The sequence below is a fragment of the Verrucosispora sp. CNZ293 genome (genome assembly GCF_002754655.1).
In genome coordinates, this window is record NZ_PEFR01000001.1 from 270492 (window position 1) to 286831 (window position 16340).

Here is a 16340-nt window from a genome sequence, read left to right on the forward strand (position 1 = left end):
CGAGCCCGGTCACTGTCGTGCCGCGTCGCGGCGCAGGAAGTCGGTGAGCACCGGGGCGAGGGTGCTCGCCGGCACGCCGTGCCACTCGCCGGGCAGGCGGCGCTGCTCGGCGGCGGGCAGCAGCCCGGCCGTGGTGGCGGCCATCCCGGTCAGCTCGTCGGTGCTGCCGGCGCTGTGCAGGACGAGCGTCGGTGTGGTCACCCGGGCGAGCACCGTCGGGCCGGTGGCTTCGCTGAGCAGGCTGTCGTACGCCAGGGTGTGCGCCACCGAGACCATGGCGTGCCAGTGCGCGGTGCCGCGCATCCCGGCCAGCATCTGCTCGGGTACGCCGATCGAGGTCAGGAAGAACGTCACCGCCTCGGCGCCGGTCAGTCGGCTCAGTATCACGGTGAAGTCCCGTTGGCCGGCCTCGTCGTCGGTGTCCAACGGTGGCTCCAGCAGCACCAGCCGGCGTACGTCGAGGCCGGCGGCGGCCGCGTGCACCGCGAGCAGGCAGCCCGAGGAGTACCCGTACAGCGCGGTGGGCGCGTCGGCCTGGGCGATCAGCGCGGCGAGATCCTCGACCTCGCGCTCGGGGGCGTAGGGCGGTGTGTCGCCGCTCTCCCCGCGCCCACGGCGGTCGTAGCGGTAGACCGTGAAGTGGGGCGTGAGGAGGCCGGCGAGTTCATCGAGTGGGCTGTTGGCGCGAAAGTGCCCGGCGGCGTCGATGAGGATGAGCGCCGGGCCGGCACCCTCGCGCTGGTAGGCGATCTGGGTGCCGTCCCGTGAGGTGACCATCGGCATGAACTGAACCGTACAGTACAGTTAAGGTGTGCGAAAGGACGTCAACCGGCGCGGAATCCTCGACGCCGCCCTTGTCGAGTTCCTCGAACATGGTTACCTGGCCGCCGGGATGGACCGGATCGCCGCCCGGGCCGGTGTCTCCAAGGTGACCGTGTACGCGCACTTCACCGACAAGCGCGGCCTCTTCGAGGCGGTGTTCACCGGCGCGATAGCCGACGCCGAACGGGCCGGCTCGGCGTACGTCGACGCCCTTGCCGACTCCGACGACCTCCCGCGCGACCTGCGGGCCTTCGCCCGCGAGCACATCGCCACGGTCACCGCGCCGCACCTGCTCCAGCTACGTCGGATGCTGATCGGCGAGGCAGGGCGCTTCCCTGAGCTGGCCCGGGCGTGGCACCGCGCCGCGCCGGAACGTGGCCACGCCACCCTTGCCCGGGCCATCACCCGTCTCGCCGAGCGGGGCCTGCTGCGCGTGTCGGACCCGCTGCTCGCCGCGCAGCACCTGAACTATCTGATCCTGTCGATCCCGCTCAACGAGGCGATGTTCGCCGTCCGCGAGTCGTTCTCCGAGGCCGACCTGCACCGCTGGGCCGACGAAGCAATCCGCATCTTCCTAGCCGCCCACACCCCCTGAACGGCCCCTTACGAACCCCGCCCCCGTGGACCTTGCCTCCGTGGCTCCCGCCCTCCGTGAATCCTGCCTTTGCGGACCTTGCCTCCGTGGATCTTGCACTTTTGGTCGGGGCAGAAGCTGACAAAAGCCGCAATACGGCGACCGAAAGTGCAAGATCGCGTGAGCGTGGGCGTGGGCGTGGGTGAGGGGTGCGGGGTGGGGTTAGGGCGGAGGGGGGCGTTGCAGGCGGCTACGAGGGCCTGGCGGCAGGCGGCGGTGAGCGGGCGCAGGGCGGCGTCACGCTGCTGGGCCTCGTAGTTGTTGACCGCGCCGCCGGGGGCCGCGTGCCCGGCCAGGGCGAGCACCCGGTCCAGTACGGCGGCGCGGGCGAACAGTCGCCGGGACCGGGGATCGAAACCGGGTGGCAGGTCGGTGGTGCCGTCGGGGCGGCGTAGCGCCTCCAGGGCACCGGCCAGTTCCGGGCGCCACTGTGCCACGTCGAGTCGGGTGAGCGCGGCGGTGGTGTCGGCCAGCGCGGCGGCCAGCTCCGCCTCCGCCTCGGCGGCGCCGGGCAGGGTGAGGCAGGCGGCGGGCGCGTTCGCTGGCAGCGGGTGGAACCGCCAGAGCACCGTCTCGAAGGTGTCGCCGGAGCCGGAGGTGTGCACGCGTACCTCGGGGATCAGCCCCAGCGCGCCGGCGATCACGGCTTCGCCGGCCAGCAGCGCGGCACCGGCGAAATCACCCGGACCGGGCAACCCGCGCGGGTCACCCGGGGCGGGCAGCACCAGGCGGATCTCGTCCGGCGAGAGCTTGGCCAGGGTGGGCAACGCTTCCCGCAGCGACACGTCAGTCCAGGTGCCGGGCGCGTCGGCGACCAGGTGCTCCTCGGTGCCGGCGACCGCGTCGGCGACCTCGTCGAAGGGCACCAGCCCGGCGCGCCAGGCGCGCACCCAGGCAACGAACCGGCTCGACCGGCGCGGCGCGAGGATGGCCGCACCCGCAGCGGGGGTGGACATGCCGAAAGAGTACGTGGTGACGCCCGTCCGTGTCTCGACTGCCGCGCCCCCACCTCCCCGTCGCGCCGATCATGCAGTTGTGGTGGGCGGTAGGCCAGTGTTCGCGGCTTTTATGACGTGCCACACCTGCATGATCGCGATCGTGGGGGAGGGGCGGGGTGTGTCGGGGTTGGGGTGGGTGGGGCGCGGGATTAGCGTGGCGGCATGGGGCGGCGGTACGGCGAGGACGTGTTGGCGGGGGACTGGCGGCGGCGGAAGGTGACCCCGGAGGTCGACGCCGACCCGGATCTCGTGGTCGAGGATGCCGATTCCGGCTTCTGCGGGGCGGTCGTCGGCTTCGAGGCCGGCGCGGTCGTGCTGGAGGACCGGCACGGCCGGCGGCGCAACTTCCCGCTGCTGCCGGCGGCGTTCCTGCTCGACGGACGGCCGGTCACCCTGCGTCGTCCCACCCGGCCACCGGTGCCGGCGGCCCGGCGGCGCACCGCGTCGGGCTCGGTCGCGGTGGACGGGGTACGCGCCCGGGTTGCCCGGGCCAGCCGGATCTGGGTCGAGGGCGTGCACGACGCCGCCCTGGTCGAGCGGATCTGGGGCGACGACCTGCGCATCGAGGGTGTGGTGGTGGAACCGCTGTCCGGCATCGACGCCCTCGACGCCGAGGTACGCGACTTCGGCCCCGGCCCGAACCGCCGGCTCGGCGTGCTCGTCGACCATCTCGTCCCCGGCTCCAAGGAGAGCCGCATCGTGGCCCGGGTCAACTCGCCGCACGTCCTGGTCACCGGTCATCCCTACGTCGACGTGTGGCAGGCGGTGAAGCCGGCAGCGGTGGGCATCGCGGCGTGGCCGGTGGTGCCACCCGGGCGGCCGTGGAAGGAGGGCGTCTGTGCCGCGCTCGGCGTCGCCGAACCGGCCGACATGTGGCGGCACATCCTGTCCCGGGTGAACAACTTCGCCGACGTGGAGACGCCGCTGATCAACGCGATGGAACGGCTCATCGATTTCGTGACCGAGCCGGACTGACCCGCCGACCACACCGGCGGGGCCGTCGACAGCTACCGTGAACGACCTGATCCCTACCACCCCCGGGGGTAGCACGTGAGCCGGTTCGGGCAGCTGCGGCAGCGGTTGCATCAGGCGTACGCGACGGGTCGTGAGTCGGTGCGTACGGCACGTGAGCGGGAAGACGCGCGGCGTGCCGAGCGGGACCGGCTGATTCCGGAACCGGTGACGTCGACGGAGGACGGGGCCGTGTCCACCACGAGCCGCGACGACGCGGACGTGCCGAGGGGACTGCGGATCGCCGCCGCCTGGTCGTGGCGGCTCATCGTCATCGGCCTCGTCGGTTGGGCGTTGCTGCGGGTCTTCGGGGCCATCCGCGTCGTCATCGTCCCGCTGCTGGTGGCGTTGCTGCTCGCCGCCCTGCTGGCCCCGGCGGTCGGCTGGCTGCTGCGCGCCCGGTTCCCGCGTACGCTGGCCACCGCCGTGGTGCTCATCGGCGGGCTGGCCGCGGTGGTCGGCACGTTGACGCTTGTGGTCAACGAGTTCATCAGGGGCCTGCCCGAGCTGAGTTCCAGCGCCTCGGCCGGCATCGGGCAGATCCAGGACTGGCTGCGCGACGGCCCGCTGAAACTCTCCGACGGGCAGCTGGACCAGTACATCGAGTCCGGGCAGAACTGGATCAACGAGAACTCGCAGGCGTTGACCAGCAACGCGCTGGCGACCGCCGGCACCGTGGTCGAGGTGTTCACCGGCGCGCTGCTGGTGCTCTTCGCCACCTTCTTCTTCCTGCGGGACGGGGACCGGATCTGGCGGTTCCTGGTCGGGATGTTCCCGGTCGCCGCCCGCTGGCGGGTCAACGACGCCGGGCGTGCCTCCTGGCTGACCCTGGTCGCCTACGTACGCGCCACGGTGCTCGTGGCGTTCATCGACGCGGTGGGCATCGGCATCGCACTCGTGCTGTTCGACGTGCCGTTCGCCTTCCCCCTGACGGCGCTGGTGTTCCTCAGCGCGTTCATTCCGATCGTCGGCGCGACGCTCTCCGGTGCGGTCGCGGTCCTGGTGGCCCTCGTCGACGGCGGCTGGGTCACCGCGTTGATCATTCTCGGTGCGGTCGTCGTGGTGCAGCAGGTGGAGGGCAACGTCCTGCAACCGTGGATCATGGGCCGGGCGGTGGCGCTGCATCCGCTGCCCGTGGTGCTGGCGGTGACCGCCGGGGTGGTGCTGGAGGGCATCGTCGGCGCGCTCGTCGCCGTACCGCTCATCGCGGTGCTGAACACCGCGGTGCGCCGCCTGTCCCGACAGCGGCCGACGCCACCGGCGCCGACGCCATCGACAACCGTGCCCCCGTCACCGACGCCACCGACAGCCGTGCCGCCGACGCCACAGGTGCCCGACGCGGTGGTGGTCCGATCCACCGCGCCGTGACGGGTGCCGGCGGGGCCGGTCACCGGTCCCCGGCTCTGGTCAGGGCTCGTCGTCGGGGGTGCGGGTGAAGACGAAGGTGGCGATGTCGAGGGCGACCGGACGGCCTCCCTCGTCGCGCAGCACCGCCAGCACCTCGCCGTTCTCGACGCCACTGACGCCGCGCCAGCGGTCGGGGCCGTCCGGGGCGTAACGGCTGGTCCGGTCGCCGCGCAGGGTGCCGACAAGTTCTCCGGTGGCCCGGTCCCAGCTGACGTCGAGCGCGGTACCCATCCACCACCAGCGGCCGGTAAGCGGGGCCAGCTCGGCCGGTGGCGGTGCCTCGGCCGGCGACCACGGCCGGTCCGGCGCCGGTTCGGCGTCGAGCACCAGGGTGAGGATCTGGTGGCCGAGCGCACCGATTCCACCGGTGCGGAAGCCGTAGGAGTTGGCGAAGCCGACGACGCCGGTGCGGCTGGGACGGTGCACGGCGAGCGCGGCGACGTACCCGGGCATCGAACCGCCGTGCCCGACGTGGACCCGGTCGCCGTCGCGGGTGAGTTGGAGCCCGAGGCCGTACCCGCCGCGCCAGGAGTCCGGATCGCTGAGGATCACCGGCGCGCACATCTCGTCGAGCGTGGCGGGGCTGAGCACCGCCGGGTCCGGCTCGGCGAGGAAGGCCGCCCAGCGGGCCAGATCCGTGACGGTGGACCACAGTTGACCGGCTGGTGCCATCGACCGGCTGTCGGTACGCGGCTCCTCCCGCAGCGTGTCGTGCCAGGGGTGCACCACGTAGCCCCGGGCGAACGGCTCGGTGGCCGCGTAGGTGGTGCGGCGCAGGCCGAGCGGCTCCAGGATCCGGTCCCGCACCAACTGCGCCCAGGGCGTCCCGGTGAGCCGCTCCAGTGCCCCGCCGAGCAGCCCGTACGCCAGGTTGGAGTAGTGCCAGAAACGGTGCGGCGGGTACGCGATCTTCGTCGCGCTGAATCCGGTCAGCAGGGTGGTCAGGTCGACGCCCTCGCTGCGCTCCCACCAAGGCCCGTCGGGTTCGCGTTGCAGGCCGCCGGCGTGCCCGAGCAACTGCCGCAGGGTGACCGCGCCGGCCGCGGCGGCGTCGGGCAGGTGCCGCCGCAGCGGATCGTCGAGCGCCAGTCGGCCGGCGTCACGTTCCTGCATGATCAGCACGGCGGTCATCGTCTTGGTGATCGAGCCGATGCGGTACTGGAGGTCGGCGTCGGGGCATGGCTGCGTGCCGGCTGCGGCCAGGTGTGCCAGTGTCCCGTCGCGGACCACGCCGATGATCAGCGACGGGACGTGGCCGGCGGACTGCGTGTCGGCCACCAGAGTGTCGATCTGTTGGGTGGTTTCGGGACGCAGGGGCACGAATTCTCCCTCGGAGTGAGCGGTCGCGGCCCTGAGATCATGACAGTTCGATGACACGTGCACTGACATGTCACGATCGTTACGTGGATGCCGTGCTGTGGATCGTGCTGGGTGTGGTGCTGGCGGTCGCTGAGGTCTTCACGGCGACCCTGTTCTTGATCATGTTTGCGGTCGGCGCGTTCGCTGCCGCCGGTGCCGCCGCGCTCGGCGCGCCGGTGGCCGTGCAGGCGGTGGTCTTCGCGGTGGTCTCCGCGCTCACCGTCTTCGCCGCGCGACCGGTCATCCAACGACACAAACAGACCAGCTCCGACAGCAGCGACGCGACCTTCGGGATCGAGGCGATCGAGGGCTCGACCGCTCTGGTGCTGGAGGCCGTGGACGCCGACCGGGGCATGGTGAAGATCGACGGCGAGGTGTGGACTGCTCGCGCCTACGACGCCACTCAGGTTTTCGCACCCGGGGAGCGGGTGCAGGTTATCCAGGTCAAGGGAGCGGTAGCCCTGGTCTGGCGGGACGTCACTACTCCCGGTGAGCTACCCGAAACGGAAAGGTGAACGGATGGAGTTCGTAGTTCCCGCCCTATTGATAGCAGTCGCACTGATCGCGGTGGTCACCCTGGCCAAGTCGGTGCGGATCGTGCCGCAGCAGCGCCAGGACGTCGTCGAGCGGCTCGGCCGGTACAAGCGCACGCTGAACCCTGGGCTGAACATCCTCGTTCCGTTCGTCGACGCGGTACGTACCAAGGTCGACATGCGTGAGCAGGTGGTCAGCTTCCCGCCGCAGCCGGTGATCACCTCGGACAACCTGGTCGTGTCGATCGACACCGTCCTCTACTTCAAGGTGGTGGACGCCGTCCGGGCCACCTACGAGATTTCCAACTTCCTCCAGGCGATCGAGCAGCTCACCGTCACCACCCTGCGTAACGTGATCGGTTCGCTGGACCTGGAGCGCGCTCTCACCAGCCGTGAGGAGATCAACCGGCACCTCTCCGGCGTGCTGGACGAGACCACCGGCCGGTGGGGCATCAAGGTCACCCGGGTCGAGATCAAGGCGATCGAGCCGCCGCCGAGCATCCGCGACTCGATGGAAAAGCAGATGCGCGCCGAGCGGGACCGCCGGGCGGCGATCCTGACCGCCGAGGGGCACAAGCAGTCGCAGATCCTCTCCGCCGAGGGTGAGAAGCAGGCGGCGGTGCTGCGCGCCGACGGTGACCGGCAGGCCCGGATCCTGCAGGCCGAGGGACAGTCGAAGGCGATCCGTAAGGTGTTCGACGCCATCCACCAGGCCAACCCGAGCCAGAAGGTGCTCGCCTACCAGTACCTCCAGGCCCTGCCGCAGATCGCCAACGGCACCGCCAACAAGGTGTGGATCGTGCCGGCCGAGCTGACCAAGGCCCTGGAGGGCATGGGCGGCGCGCTCGGTGGGCTGAGCCAGATGGTCGGCGACGTGCCGAGCCAGGAGGCGTCCGAGGACGCCAGCGCGGTGGAGCGGGAGGCGGCCGAGGCCGCGCAGGCCGCCGCGCTGGCGGCCGAGGAGATCCACAACGAGGTACGCGTGGCCGAGGCGCAGGCCACCGGCGGCAACAGCCCGCAGGGGTTGCCGGCGCCCGAGCCGGTCTCCCCGGCGAGCCTGCTGAACGACACCTCGGACCAGCGCGAGCGCGGCTGATCCGATCCGCTGCCGGCCCGATCCGCTTCGGCGGTTCGGGCCGGTTCGTCGTCTTGGCCCGGTTCGTGGCCACCGCCGCCGTGAGATGACCCAGGATGCCGTAACTCGTGGTCTCCGCCTGGCTGGTAGGCCCGGGATGCCGTGACTCGTGGTCTCCGGGTCGTTGTTGGGGCCGGGATGCCGTAACTCGGGCAGGCGTCGGCGGGGCGTGCGACCGGTGGGTCCGCGCAGTGGAGGGGCGGATTACCAGGGGCCAGGCTCGGATGCGACGGCAAATGCGAGAAATGCTCATGGGGTGTCCCGGCGGCTGCCACCATCGGTCGTAGTGCGGGTGGTGACCAGGCATCGGGGCGCCTCGGCGTGTCCCGGCACCGCTCGTGGATGAGCGAGGTGACGCATGGAGCCGGTGCGGCGGCTGTGGTCCACGCCGGAGGTGCCCGGAGCCCACGACCCGAAGGGGCCGATCGGCACCCGGCGTACCGGTGGGGGATTCGGCGTACTCCCTTTCGTTGACGAGCCGGCACCGCCCGGACCCGCCACCAACGCCAGTTGGGCCTGGTCGTTGCGGCGGCTGGCCCGGGCCGCGGTCTGGCTGCTGCCCGCGTACGCGATCCTCTACGGCACGGTGGCGATGGCCAGCGACGGCGGGGTGGGCAACGACCCGTACCCAGCCGACGGGCGGGCGTTGTACCTGATCGGTTGGGTGGCCGCGGTCTGGCTCGGCCTGCTGGCCCTGCTCGGGCTGACCGGGTTGCTCGCCGCCACCCGCAGCCGGCACGCGGCGGTGGCCGGTCTGCTGGTCAGCATCGCCGGTACGGTGCTCATGCTGCCCTTCGCGGGGTTCGCCGAGCAGACCCCGGTCTTCGGCACCACCGCCCGGTCGCTGGTGCTGGTCGGCGCCACCTGTTACAGCGCCGGTTGGTTGCTCACCGGGTGGGCGGTGGCCCGCTCGGGGATGTTCAGCATCGGGGACGGGACGATGCTGATGATCGCCAGCCCGCTGCTCGGCCTCGGCGGCGCGTTGATCGGCTCGTTGCAGACCTTCGGGGCGATCTTCGTGCTGATCGCCGGCATCGGCATCTGCTACCGCTCCGGTCGCCTGATGCCCCGGGAGATCCTCCGCGACGCGACAAGCGCCAGCGTCGCCACGGCCGGCCCGGTCGGGCCGATGGGACCGGGCGCGGGTCCGCTGGGAACGGCCTGAGGTAACTGCCGATCCACTGGCGGCGACGGTCGTCGTTCCCGGGTTGTCGGCGTACCGCGACGGCCGTCGTTCCGGGTTGTCGACATGCCGCGACGGCGGGACGGTGGTGACCGTCGGATGCCCGGTTGTCCGTCCTGCGACCGGCTGTTCCGGATGTCCGGGAGTGTGGCTGGATCCTACGAATCAGTCGGCTGACCAGCATGGCGGTGGCTGGCAAATGGCGGTGAATTGCCTGACAACTAGCTAATTGCGGTGGCCGGACTGTGGCTTTCGCGGCAATCCTGGGGACCATGGCCACCCCTACGCCGCTGTCGCGGCTGTTCACCGTCGTGCTGGCCGGCGTACTCGCTGGCCTGGTCCTGGCGGTCGCCGCGCTGCCGGGCAACCTGTTGCTCGGTTTCGCCGCGAAGGCGGCGCTCGGGAACTACGCCGCGCTGCCGGACGCGTTGCGGACCCCGGCCACCCCGCAGCGCTCCTACCTCTACGCCAACGACGGCAAGACGTTGATCACCACGTTCTACGACGTCAACCGCACCGACGTGGCGCTGGCGGAGATCGCGCCGGTGATGCGCCAGGCGATCGTGGCCGCCGAGGACCGGCGTTTCTACGACCACGGCGGCGTCGACCTGCGCGGCATGCTCCGGGCGGTGGTCAGCAACGTCACCGAGGGCAGCGGGCAGGGTGGCTCGACGCTGACCATGCAGTACGTCCGCAACGTGCTCAAGACCGACCCGAGCCGCACCGCGGAGGAGCGGGCCGCGGCCACCGAGCCGACCATCGGACGCAAGCTTCAGGAGATCCGGTACGCCAACGCGTTGGAACAGCGCCTCGGCAAGGACGAGATCCTCAACCGCTACCTCAACATCGCGTACTTCGGCTCCGGGGCGTACGGGGTGGCGGCGGCGAGCCAGCGTTACTTCTCCAAGGCACCGGCTGACCTGACCCTCGCCGAGGCGGCGCTGCTCGCCGGCCTGGTGCAGTCGCCGGAGGCGTACAGCCCGATCGACGGCGACGCCGACGCGGCGTTGGAGCGCCGGGGGTACGTGCTGGACTCCATGGTCGAGACCGGCGCGATCACCGCCGCGCAGGCCGCCGAGGCTCGGGTCGAGACGTTGACGCTGGACCCGAGCGAGCAGGCCAACGGCTGCGCCGCCACCACCAGCGGGCGTGACGGCTGGGGCTTCTTCTGCGACTACCTGCGCCGCTGGTGGGTCGCCCAGCCGGAGTTCGGCGACACCGTGCAGGAACGGGAGCAGGCGCTACGGCGCGGTGGCTACCGTGTGGTGACGACGCTGGACCCGCAGATCCAGGCCACCGCGCAGCGCCAGGCCACCGGCATCTACGGGTACGACAACCCGCGTGCCGTACCGATCGCCGCCGTCGAGCCCGGCACCGGTCGCGTCCTGGCGATGGCCGTCAACCGCCACTACAGCCTCGACGACAACCCCGACGGGCAGGTCAACTACCCGAACACCGTCAACCCGTTGATCTCCGGTGGTGCCGGTGTCGCCGGCTACCAGGCCGGCTCCACGTTCAAGCTGTTCACCATGCTCGCCGCGCTGGAGTCCGGGCGGACGCTGTCCACCGGGTTCGACGCGCCCAGCCGGTTGCCCACCCGGTACGCCGCCGAGGGGGAGGGCAGCTGTGACGGTCGCTGGTGCCCGGCCAACTCGAACCCGGAGTGGATGGACGGCTACCGGATGATGTGGGACGGCTTCGGCCGCTCGGTGAACACCTACTTCGTCTGGCTGGCCGAGCAGGTCGGGCCGGAGAAGGTGGTCGAGATGGCGCAGCGCCTGGGCATCACCTTCCGCGCCGAGTCCGACGCTGACTTCGCCGCCGACAACGCCGCCGACTGGGGCGCGTTCACCCTCGGCGTGGCCGCCACCACGCCACTCGACCTGGCCAACGCGTACGCCACGGTGGCGGCCGAGGGGACGTACTGCGCGCCGCTTCCGGTGGTGTCGGTGACCGCGCCGGACGGGCAGCGGCTGGCGGTCGGTGACCCGTCCTGCCGGCGGGTGCTCGACGCCGACGTGGCCCGCGCCGCCACCGACGCCGCGCGCTGCCCGGTGGGTCAGCAGTCCGCCTTCGGGCAGTGCAACGGCGGCACCGCCACCGCCGTGAACCGGATCCTCGACGGGCGGCCGGTGGCCGGCAAGACCGGCAGCTCCGACCAGGCAGCCACGGAGAGCTTCGTCGGGTACACCCCGCAGGTCGCGGTCGCCGGTATCGCCGCCAACCCGGACGACCCGACCGACTCGGTAGGTGCCGCCGTGCAGGCCCGGGTCATCGACGCGGTAGCCCGAATCATCGGCACCGCAGTCGAAAACCAGCCGGCACAGTCCTTCACCCCGCCCAGCCGCGAACTCGTCGGCACCCCCCGCCGCCCGGTCGAACGCGACCCGCTCCCCGACCCCCGCCGCACCCCCGACAACCCCCTGTCCGACCTCCGCCGCTGGCTCCAAAACCGCGGCTAACCCACCCCCCACCCCTCCCACGTCCGCGATCTTGCACTTTCTGTCCCCGCATTTGCGGCGATGAGCCCATAACGGCGACCAGAACTGCAAGATCGCGGGAGTGGGGGGTGGGTTAGGGGCGGCGGGGGCGGTAGGTGGTTAGGACGCTGGGGATGCCGCGGCGGATGATGCCGGCCCAGTCGGTGTCGCCGCGCAGCATGGCGGCGGCGGTGTTGCGGGCCTGTTCGGCGGTGAAGTGGGGCGGCATCATCAGCTCGGCGGGGTCGACCAGCGCGTTGATCACCGTGGGGCGGTCGGCACGCAGCGCCCGGTCCCACACGTCGGCCACCTGCTCCGGGTGGTCGACCAACTCGCCGCGCAGCCCCAGCACCTCACCCCAGCGGTGGTACGCGATGTCGGGCAACTGCTGGCTGTCCGGGAACATCGGGGTGCCCTCGGTGGACCGCTGCTCCCAGCTGACGAAGGCCAGATCCCGGTTGTTGAGCACCAGCACCACGAACCGTGGATCGGCCCAGCCCTGCCAGTACTTCGCCACGGTGATCAGCTCGTTGACCCCGTTCATCTGCATCGCGCCGTCACCGATCAGGGCCACCAGCGGGCGGTCCGGGTGAGCGAACTTGGCCGCCAGGGCGTACGGCATGGCGCCACCCATGGACAGCAGCGTGCCCGACAGGCTGGCCAGCATCCCGGGGCGGACCCGGATGTGCCGGGCGTACCAGGCGGTGGTGGTGCCGCAGTCGACGGCGAGCATCACGTCGTCGGGCAGGCGGTCGCTGAGGGTGGCGAAGAGCAACTGGGGGTTCACCGGGTTGGCGTTCTGCTCGGCCAGTTCCCGTTGGGACTGCCGCCAGGCGGCGGTGGCCCCGGCGATGGTCTGTCGCCACCGGGTCGGTCCCGGGCCCGGGCCGAGCGCGGCCAGCAGGGCCCGCAGCGTCGGTGCGGCGTCACCTGTCAGGTTCACCTCGGTCGGGTAGCGCAGACCGAGCTGGGTGCCGTCGTGGTCGATCTGCACCGCCCGCGCCTGCCCCGGCGGCGGGTAGAACTCCGAGTACGGCATGTTGCTGCCGACGATGAGCAGCCGGTCGCACTGGTTCATCAACTGCCAGCTCGGTCGGGTGCCGAGCAGCCCGATCGCGCCGGTCGCCCACGGCTCGCGGTGGTCCACCGCGGTGAACCCGAGCAGCGCCGTCGCGACTCCCGCGCCGAGGCGGTGGGCGATCTCGCGTACCTCGTTCTCGGCGCCGAGCGCGCCCTGGCCGACGAGCATGGCCACCCGTTCGCCGCTGCCGAGCACCTCGGCGGCGTGCCGGATGTCCGCCTCCGGCGGCACCGTCGGGCCGCTGCTCGGCACGCTGCTGGTGTGGTAGAAGCCGTGCGCGTGCGGCGGGTTGGGCACCGCGGGCAGGTCCTGCACGTCGAGCGGCAGCACCAGAGCGGTGACCGTACGCCGGGCCAGCGCCGTCCGGCAGGCCCGGTCCACCAGGTGGCGTACCTGGGACGGGTGGTCGAGCTGGGCCAGGAACGCCGCCGCCACATCCTTGTAGAGGGCGAGCAGGTCCACCTCCTGGTAGTAGCCGCCGCCCTCGGCGGTGAGCGCGGTGTGCCCGACCAGGGCCACCACCGGCTGGTGATCCAGTTTCGCGTCGTAGAGCCCGTTGAGCGCGTGGATGGCGCCGGGGCCGCTGGTGACCAGCACCGCGCCGATCGGTCCGCCGCCGTACTTGACGTGCGCCGAGGCGGCGAAACCGGCGGTCTCCTCGTGCCGTACCTGGACGAACTGCGTGTGCTCGGTCGTTCGTTGCAGGGCCGAGGTCATCCCGTTGATGCCGTCGCCCGGGAAGCCGAAGTAGCGGCGTACGCCCCAGCAGGCGAGCCGCTGCACGATGTGGTCCGCGACGGTGGCCTCGCGGGGCAGCGGCCACGGGTCGGCCGGCACGAGCGTGCCGACGTGGTCTGCGCTCATCGGTGCGCCTTTCCGGGTCGGGCTGCGAACGGAGTGGCCCGGCATCCCCGGCCCGACATGAACGAAACCACCCGATCGGGACATGTTCCGGTCAGCCTGGCCGCAGGGCCAGCCAGACGAAGAGTGCGACGAGCCAGCCCCACCCGGTGACGATGACGGCGCGCTGGATGAGGCCGAGGCGCGGCGAGGTCTGCTCCCACGCCCAGCCGAACCAGCCGAGCCCGAGGAACAGGGCGAGGGCGACACCACCCGAGACGACTCTCCAGGCCATCCCGGGCAGGGTGAACGCACCGGCTGCCGCGGCGACCGGCAGGGACAGGAAGACGACGGCCCCGGCGAGATCGTGGCGCCGATGCGCGATGCTGTGTTGCTCCGGTATCCCGGCCGGAGCGCCCGGCGGGTAGCCGAGCATCGGATCCATCCGGAACACCCCGGACGCGACGAGGCCGAGCCCGAACACGGTGAGAACGACACCGATCAGGACGCTCGGGCCCGCGACGACCAGTCCGAGCGAGGCCACGGTGATCGCGGTGCCGGAGACGATGAAGTTGGCCGTCTGGACCCAGCCGCGCCGACCCAGCGCCAGGGCACTCACCGGATGACGCACCGGTGAGTAGTCCGGCCGACTCCCGCCGTCGACGAGGAACACCAGCACGAACAGCGCCGCACCGGCGGCACCCACCCACAAGGTCACCCGAGCCTTCTTCCTGAATCGGGCCGGAATCTGCGTCGGCCCAGTACACCCGTCGAGCCGGCGGCGGGCCAGTGCCGATGGTCATGCCGCCCGGCGTGCTCGGCTGCCGTGGCCGTCGCGCCTGGCGGCCGCGTCGCATTCGACGAAGGTCAGGTGGATAGGGTCGGCGGCATGGTCGCCCACCGCCTGACGCGGGACGAAGCCCGCCGGATCGCGATCCACGCCCAACTGCTCGCCGAGCCGCGCCCGAGCGACCTGGTGAAGGTGGTCGAGCGCCTCACGATCCTGCAACTCGACCCCACCGCGGCCATCGCGCCCAGCGCCGATCTCGTGCTGTGGAGCCGGCTCGGTCCGGCCTACGATCCGGCGCATCTGACCAGGGCGATCGAGGTCGAGCGCAGCCTGGTCGAGACGGTGGCGTACATCCGGACGCCGGGCGATCTGCCCGCCGTGATCGCCGAGGCCCGCGCCGCGACCCACCCGTCCGCCCGAGCCTGGATCGAGCAGAACGAGTCCTTCCGTCGGGACATCCTGGCGCTCCTGGCGGCAAGGGGTCCGCTGCTGTCCCGGGACGTCCCGGACACCAGTGTGGTGCCGTGGCCGTCGAGCGGTTGGACCAACAACCGCAACGTCACGAAGATGCTCGAACTGATGGCCCGGCAGGGCCAGGTGGCGATCTCCGGCCGGAAGGGGCGGCAGCGTTACTGGGATCTGCCCGAGCGGGTGTACCCGGTCGACCTGCCCGACCTCGATCCGGACGAGGCGGCCCGGCTGCGGGACGAGCGCCGGCTCGCCGCGTTGGGCATCGCCCGCTCCGGTGGCACGCTGACCCCGGGTGAGTCACCGTTCGTCGGCGTCGCGGGGGAGGAGGCCGTGGTCGAGGGCGTACCCGGGACCTGGCGGGTCGACCCGACGTACCTCGGGCTGCCCTTCGAAGGGCGCACCGCGCTGCTGTCGCCGTTCGACCGACTGATCCACGACCGGGTACGCACCGAGCAGCTGTTCGGCTACGAGTACCTCCTGGAGATGTACAAGCCTCGGGACAAGCGTCGGTGGGGCTACTTCGCCCTGCCCGTACTCCATCACGACCGGCTCGTCGGCAAGCTGGACGCCACCGCGGACCGCCGGGCGGGTGTCCTGGTGGTCAACGCCCTGCACCAGGACGTCCCCTTCACCCGGGCGATGACCGCCGAGGTCGACGCCGAGATCGACGCTCTCGCCACCTGGCTGGGCCTGAAGACCAGCCGATCCCAGCTGCCGTAGCCGCCACCTGCCGGTCAACTGCCGGTCAATCTCCTGGCTGCCCCACGGGCGTGGAAATAGCGTTCCTAATAACCGCTGCGGGTGACGTTTTCGTCAACGGGACCTTCCACAGCGGGCCATCCAACACCTGTTCGTGCCGACCGGTCAGCGACCGCGGCGCGGGCATCAGGAAGGGAGAGCACAATGTCGGAGATCACTGAGGTCGTCGAGACCGAAATCACCGAGCAGGCCACCCCCGAGGTCGAGGACTCGGCCGAGGCCGCCGACGTCCGTCAGCCGTCGACCCGCGTGATGTGCTGCGACCAGGCCGTCTGACGCGAACCGGTGGTCCGGGTCGGCGATGCCGGCCCGGACCACCACCGCTGACTCCGCTCGACCGACCGAGATTGGCTGCGAAATGACCGAAATCGTCGTCAAGCCCGCCGAGGAACTCCGCTGGGAGGTTCCCCACGACACCTCCACCAATCGGATCGCCGACCTCGCCGAGGTGCGGCGGTACATCGACGCCATCGACTTCGGGCCGCTCAAGCACCGGCTCACCCAGGGACGCGACGTGCTGGGCAGTGAATGGAGCCCGGCCCGCGCGGACTACTACGAGCGGCTCTACAAGAACTGGTTGTACCTGCGTCGTCGGTACGAGGGTGAACTGCTGCCGCCACACATCGACATCGACGAGTTCTGGCACGGTCACATCCTCGACACGCACGCGTACTTCGCCCACTGTGACCGGATCTTCGGTTACTACTTCCACCACTTTCCCTACTTCGGCACGCGCGGACCGGCCGACCGTACGAACCTTTCGAACGCCTGGCAGCAGACCCAGGACAGATACCACGCCGAGTTCGGCGAGTACATCTACGACTTCGTGGAGTAGAA

Annotated in this window: 14 protein-coding genes and 1 pseudogene; 10 read left to right on the plus strand and 5 right to left on the minus strand. The window is 71.2% G+C overall.

The window, feature by feature from the left end; genetic code table 11:
* Positions 1–9: 9 nt before the first annotated feature.
* A complete protein-coding gene (locus CLT74_RS01200) occupies positions 10–783 on the minus strand; it encodes an alpha/beta hydrolase (protein ID WP_099844890.1) in 774 nt (257 codons plus the stop codon).
* A gap of 28 nt (positions 784–811) precedes the next feature.
* Between CLT74_RS01200 and CLT74_RS01205 the strand changes: the two genes are divergently transcribed.
* Positions 812–1417: a TetR/AcrR family transcriptional regulator gene (locus CLT74_RS01205; protein ID WP_099844891.1), complete on the plus strand. Its 606-nt coding sequence runs from the start codon at positions 812–814 to the stop codon at positions 1415–1417.
* A gap of 203 nt (positions 1418–1620) precedes the next feature.
* Here CLT74_RS01205 and CLT74_RS01210 read toward each other — a convergent pair.
* Positions 1621–2412 (minus strand): annotated as a pseudogene (locus tag CLT74_RS01210) (hypothetical protein); the annotation flags it as partial.
* Between the two features lie 204 nt (positions 2413–2616).
* Between CLT74_RS01210 and CLT74_RS01215 the strand changes: the two are divergent.
* Positions 2617–3429 (plus strand): DUF3097 domain-containing protein, encoded by an 813-nt coding sequence (locus tag CLT74_RS01215; protein ID WP_099844892.1) that lies wholly within the window; start codon positions 2617–2619, stop codon positions 3427–3429.
* Between the two features lie 75 nt (positions 3430–3504).
* A complete protein-coding gene (locus CLT74_RS01220; RefSeq protein ID WP_199172036.1) occupies positions 3505–4833 on the plus strand; it encodes an AI-2E family transporter in 1329 nt (442 codons plus the stop codon).
* 39 nt (positions 4834–4872) lie between these two features.
* Here CLT74_RS01220 and CLT74_RS01225 read toward each other — a convergent pair whose 3' ends face one another.
* Complete coding sequence (locus CLT74_RS01225; RefSeq protein WP_099844893.1) at positions 4873–6192, minus strand: serine hydrolase domain-containing protein; 1320 nt, start codon at positions 6190–6192, stop codon at positions 4873–4875.
* Between the two features lie 83 nt (positions 6193–6275).
* Between CLT74_RS01225 and CLT74_RS01230 the strand changes: the two genes are divergently transcribed.
* From CLT74_RS01230 to CLT74_RS01245, 4 genes are all read left to right on the plus strand, one after another.
* Complete coding sequence (locus CLT74_RS01230) at positions 6276–6746, plus strand: NfeD family protein (protein WP_099844894.1); 471 nt, start codon at positions 6276–6278, stop codon at positions 6744–6746.
* A gap of 4 nt (positions 6747–6750) precedes the next feature.
* Entirely contained in the window at positions 6751–7860 is a 1110-nt protein-coding gene (locus CLT74_RS01235; RefSeq protein ID WP_099844895.1) for an SPFH domain-containing protein, read from the plus strand.
* Between the two features lie 397 nt (positions 7861–8257).
* Entirely contained in the window at positions 8258–9064 is an 807-nt protein-coding gene (locus CLT74_RS01240; protein ID WP_099844896.1) for a hypothetical protein, read from the plus strand.
* A gap of 290 nt (positions 9065–9354) precedes the next feature.
* Positions 9355–11544, plus strand: a complete 2190-nt coding sequence (locus CLT74_RS01245) for a transglycosylase domain-containing protein (RefSeq protein ID WP_099844897.1) — start codon at positions 9355–9357, stop codon at positions 11542–11544.
* Positions 11545–11656: 112 nt separating this feature from the next.
* Here CLT74_RS01245 and CLT74_RS01250 read toward each other — a convergent pair whose 3' ends face one another.
* Together CLT74_RS01250 and CLT74_RS01255 are read right to left on the minus strand one after the other, a co-directional pair.
* Positions 11657–13507: a thiamine pyrophosphate-requiring protein gene (locus tag CLT74_RS01250; RefSeq protein WP_099844898.1), complete on the minus strand. Its 1851-nt coding sequence runs from the start codon at positions 13505–13507 to the stop codon at positions 11657–11659.
* Between the two features lie 91 nt (positions 13508–13598).
* The gene (locus tag CLT74_RS01255; RefSeq protein WP_099844899.1) at positions 13599–14201 is read right to left on the minus strand and encodes a DUF998 domain-containing protein; all 603 of its coding nucleotides are present in this window, start codon (positions 14199–14201) and stop codon (positions 13599–13601) included.
* A 171-nt stretch (positions 14202–14372) separates the two neighbouring features.
* Between CLT74_RS01255 and CLT74_RS01260 the strand changes: the two genes are divergently transcribed.
* From CLT74_RS01260 to CLT74_RS01265, 3 genes are all read left to right on the plus strand, one after another.
* Complete coding sequence (locus CLT74_RS01260; protein ID WP_099844900.1) at positions 14373–15464, plus strand: DNA glycosylase AlkZ-like family protein; 1092 nt, start codon at positions 14373–14375, stop codon at positions 15462–15464.
* 183 nt (positions 15465–15647) lie between these two features.
* A complete protein-coding gene (locus CLT74_RS31000; protein WP_486581883.1) occupies positions 15648–15779 on the plus strand; it encodes a hypothetical protein in 132 nt (43 codons plus the stop codon).
* Between the two features lie 82 nt (positions 15780–15861).
* Positions 15862–16338, plus strand: coding sequence for a glycine-rich domain-containing protein (locus CLT74_RS01265; protein WP_143697003.1), 477 nt, complete (start codon positions 15862–15864; stop codon positions 16336–16338).
* Positions 16339–16340 lie beyond the last annotated feature (2 nt).

Coding starts and splice junctions, on each gene's coding strand:
- CLT74_RS01245 (WP_099844897.1), top strand. CDS start 9,355: ATGGCCACCCCTACGCCGCTGTCGCGGCTGTTCACCGTCGTGCTGGCC.
- CLT74_RS31000 (WP_486581883.1), top strand. CDS start 15,648: ATGTCGGAGATCACTGAGGTCGTCGAGACCGAAATCACCGAGCAGGCC.
- CLT74_RS01200 (WP_099844890.1), bottom strand. CDS start 783: ATGCCGATGGTCACCTCACGGGACGGCACCCAGATCGCCTACCAGCGC.
- CLT74_RS01240 (WP_099844896.1), top strand. CDS start 8,258: ATGGAGCCGGTGCGGCGGCTGTGGTCCACGCCGGAGGTGCCCGGAGCC.
- CLT74_RS01265 (WP_143697003.1), top strand. CDS start 15,862: ATGACCGAAATCGTCGTCAAGCCCGCCGAGGAACTCCGCTGGGAGGTT.
- CLT74_RS01235 (WP_099844895.1), top strand. CDS start 6,751: ATGGAGTTCGTAGTTCCCGCCCTATTGATAGCAGTCGCACTGATCGCG.
- CLT74_RS01215 (WP_099844892.1), top strand. CDS start 2,617: ATGGGGCGGCGGTACGGCGAGGACGTGTTGGCGGGGGACTGGCGGCGG.
- CLT74_RS01260 (WP_099844900.1), top strand. CDS start 14,373: ATGGTCGCCCACCGCCTGACGCGGGACGAAGCCCGCCGGATCGCGATC.
- CLT74_RS01250 (WP_099844898.1), bottom strand. CDS start 13,507: ATGAGCGCAGACCACGTCGGCACGCTCGTGCCGGCCGACCCGTGGCCG.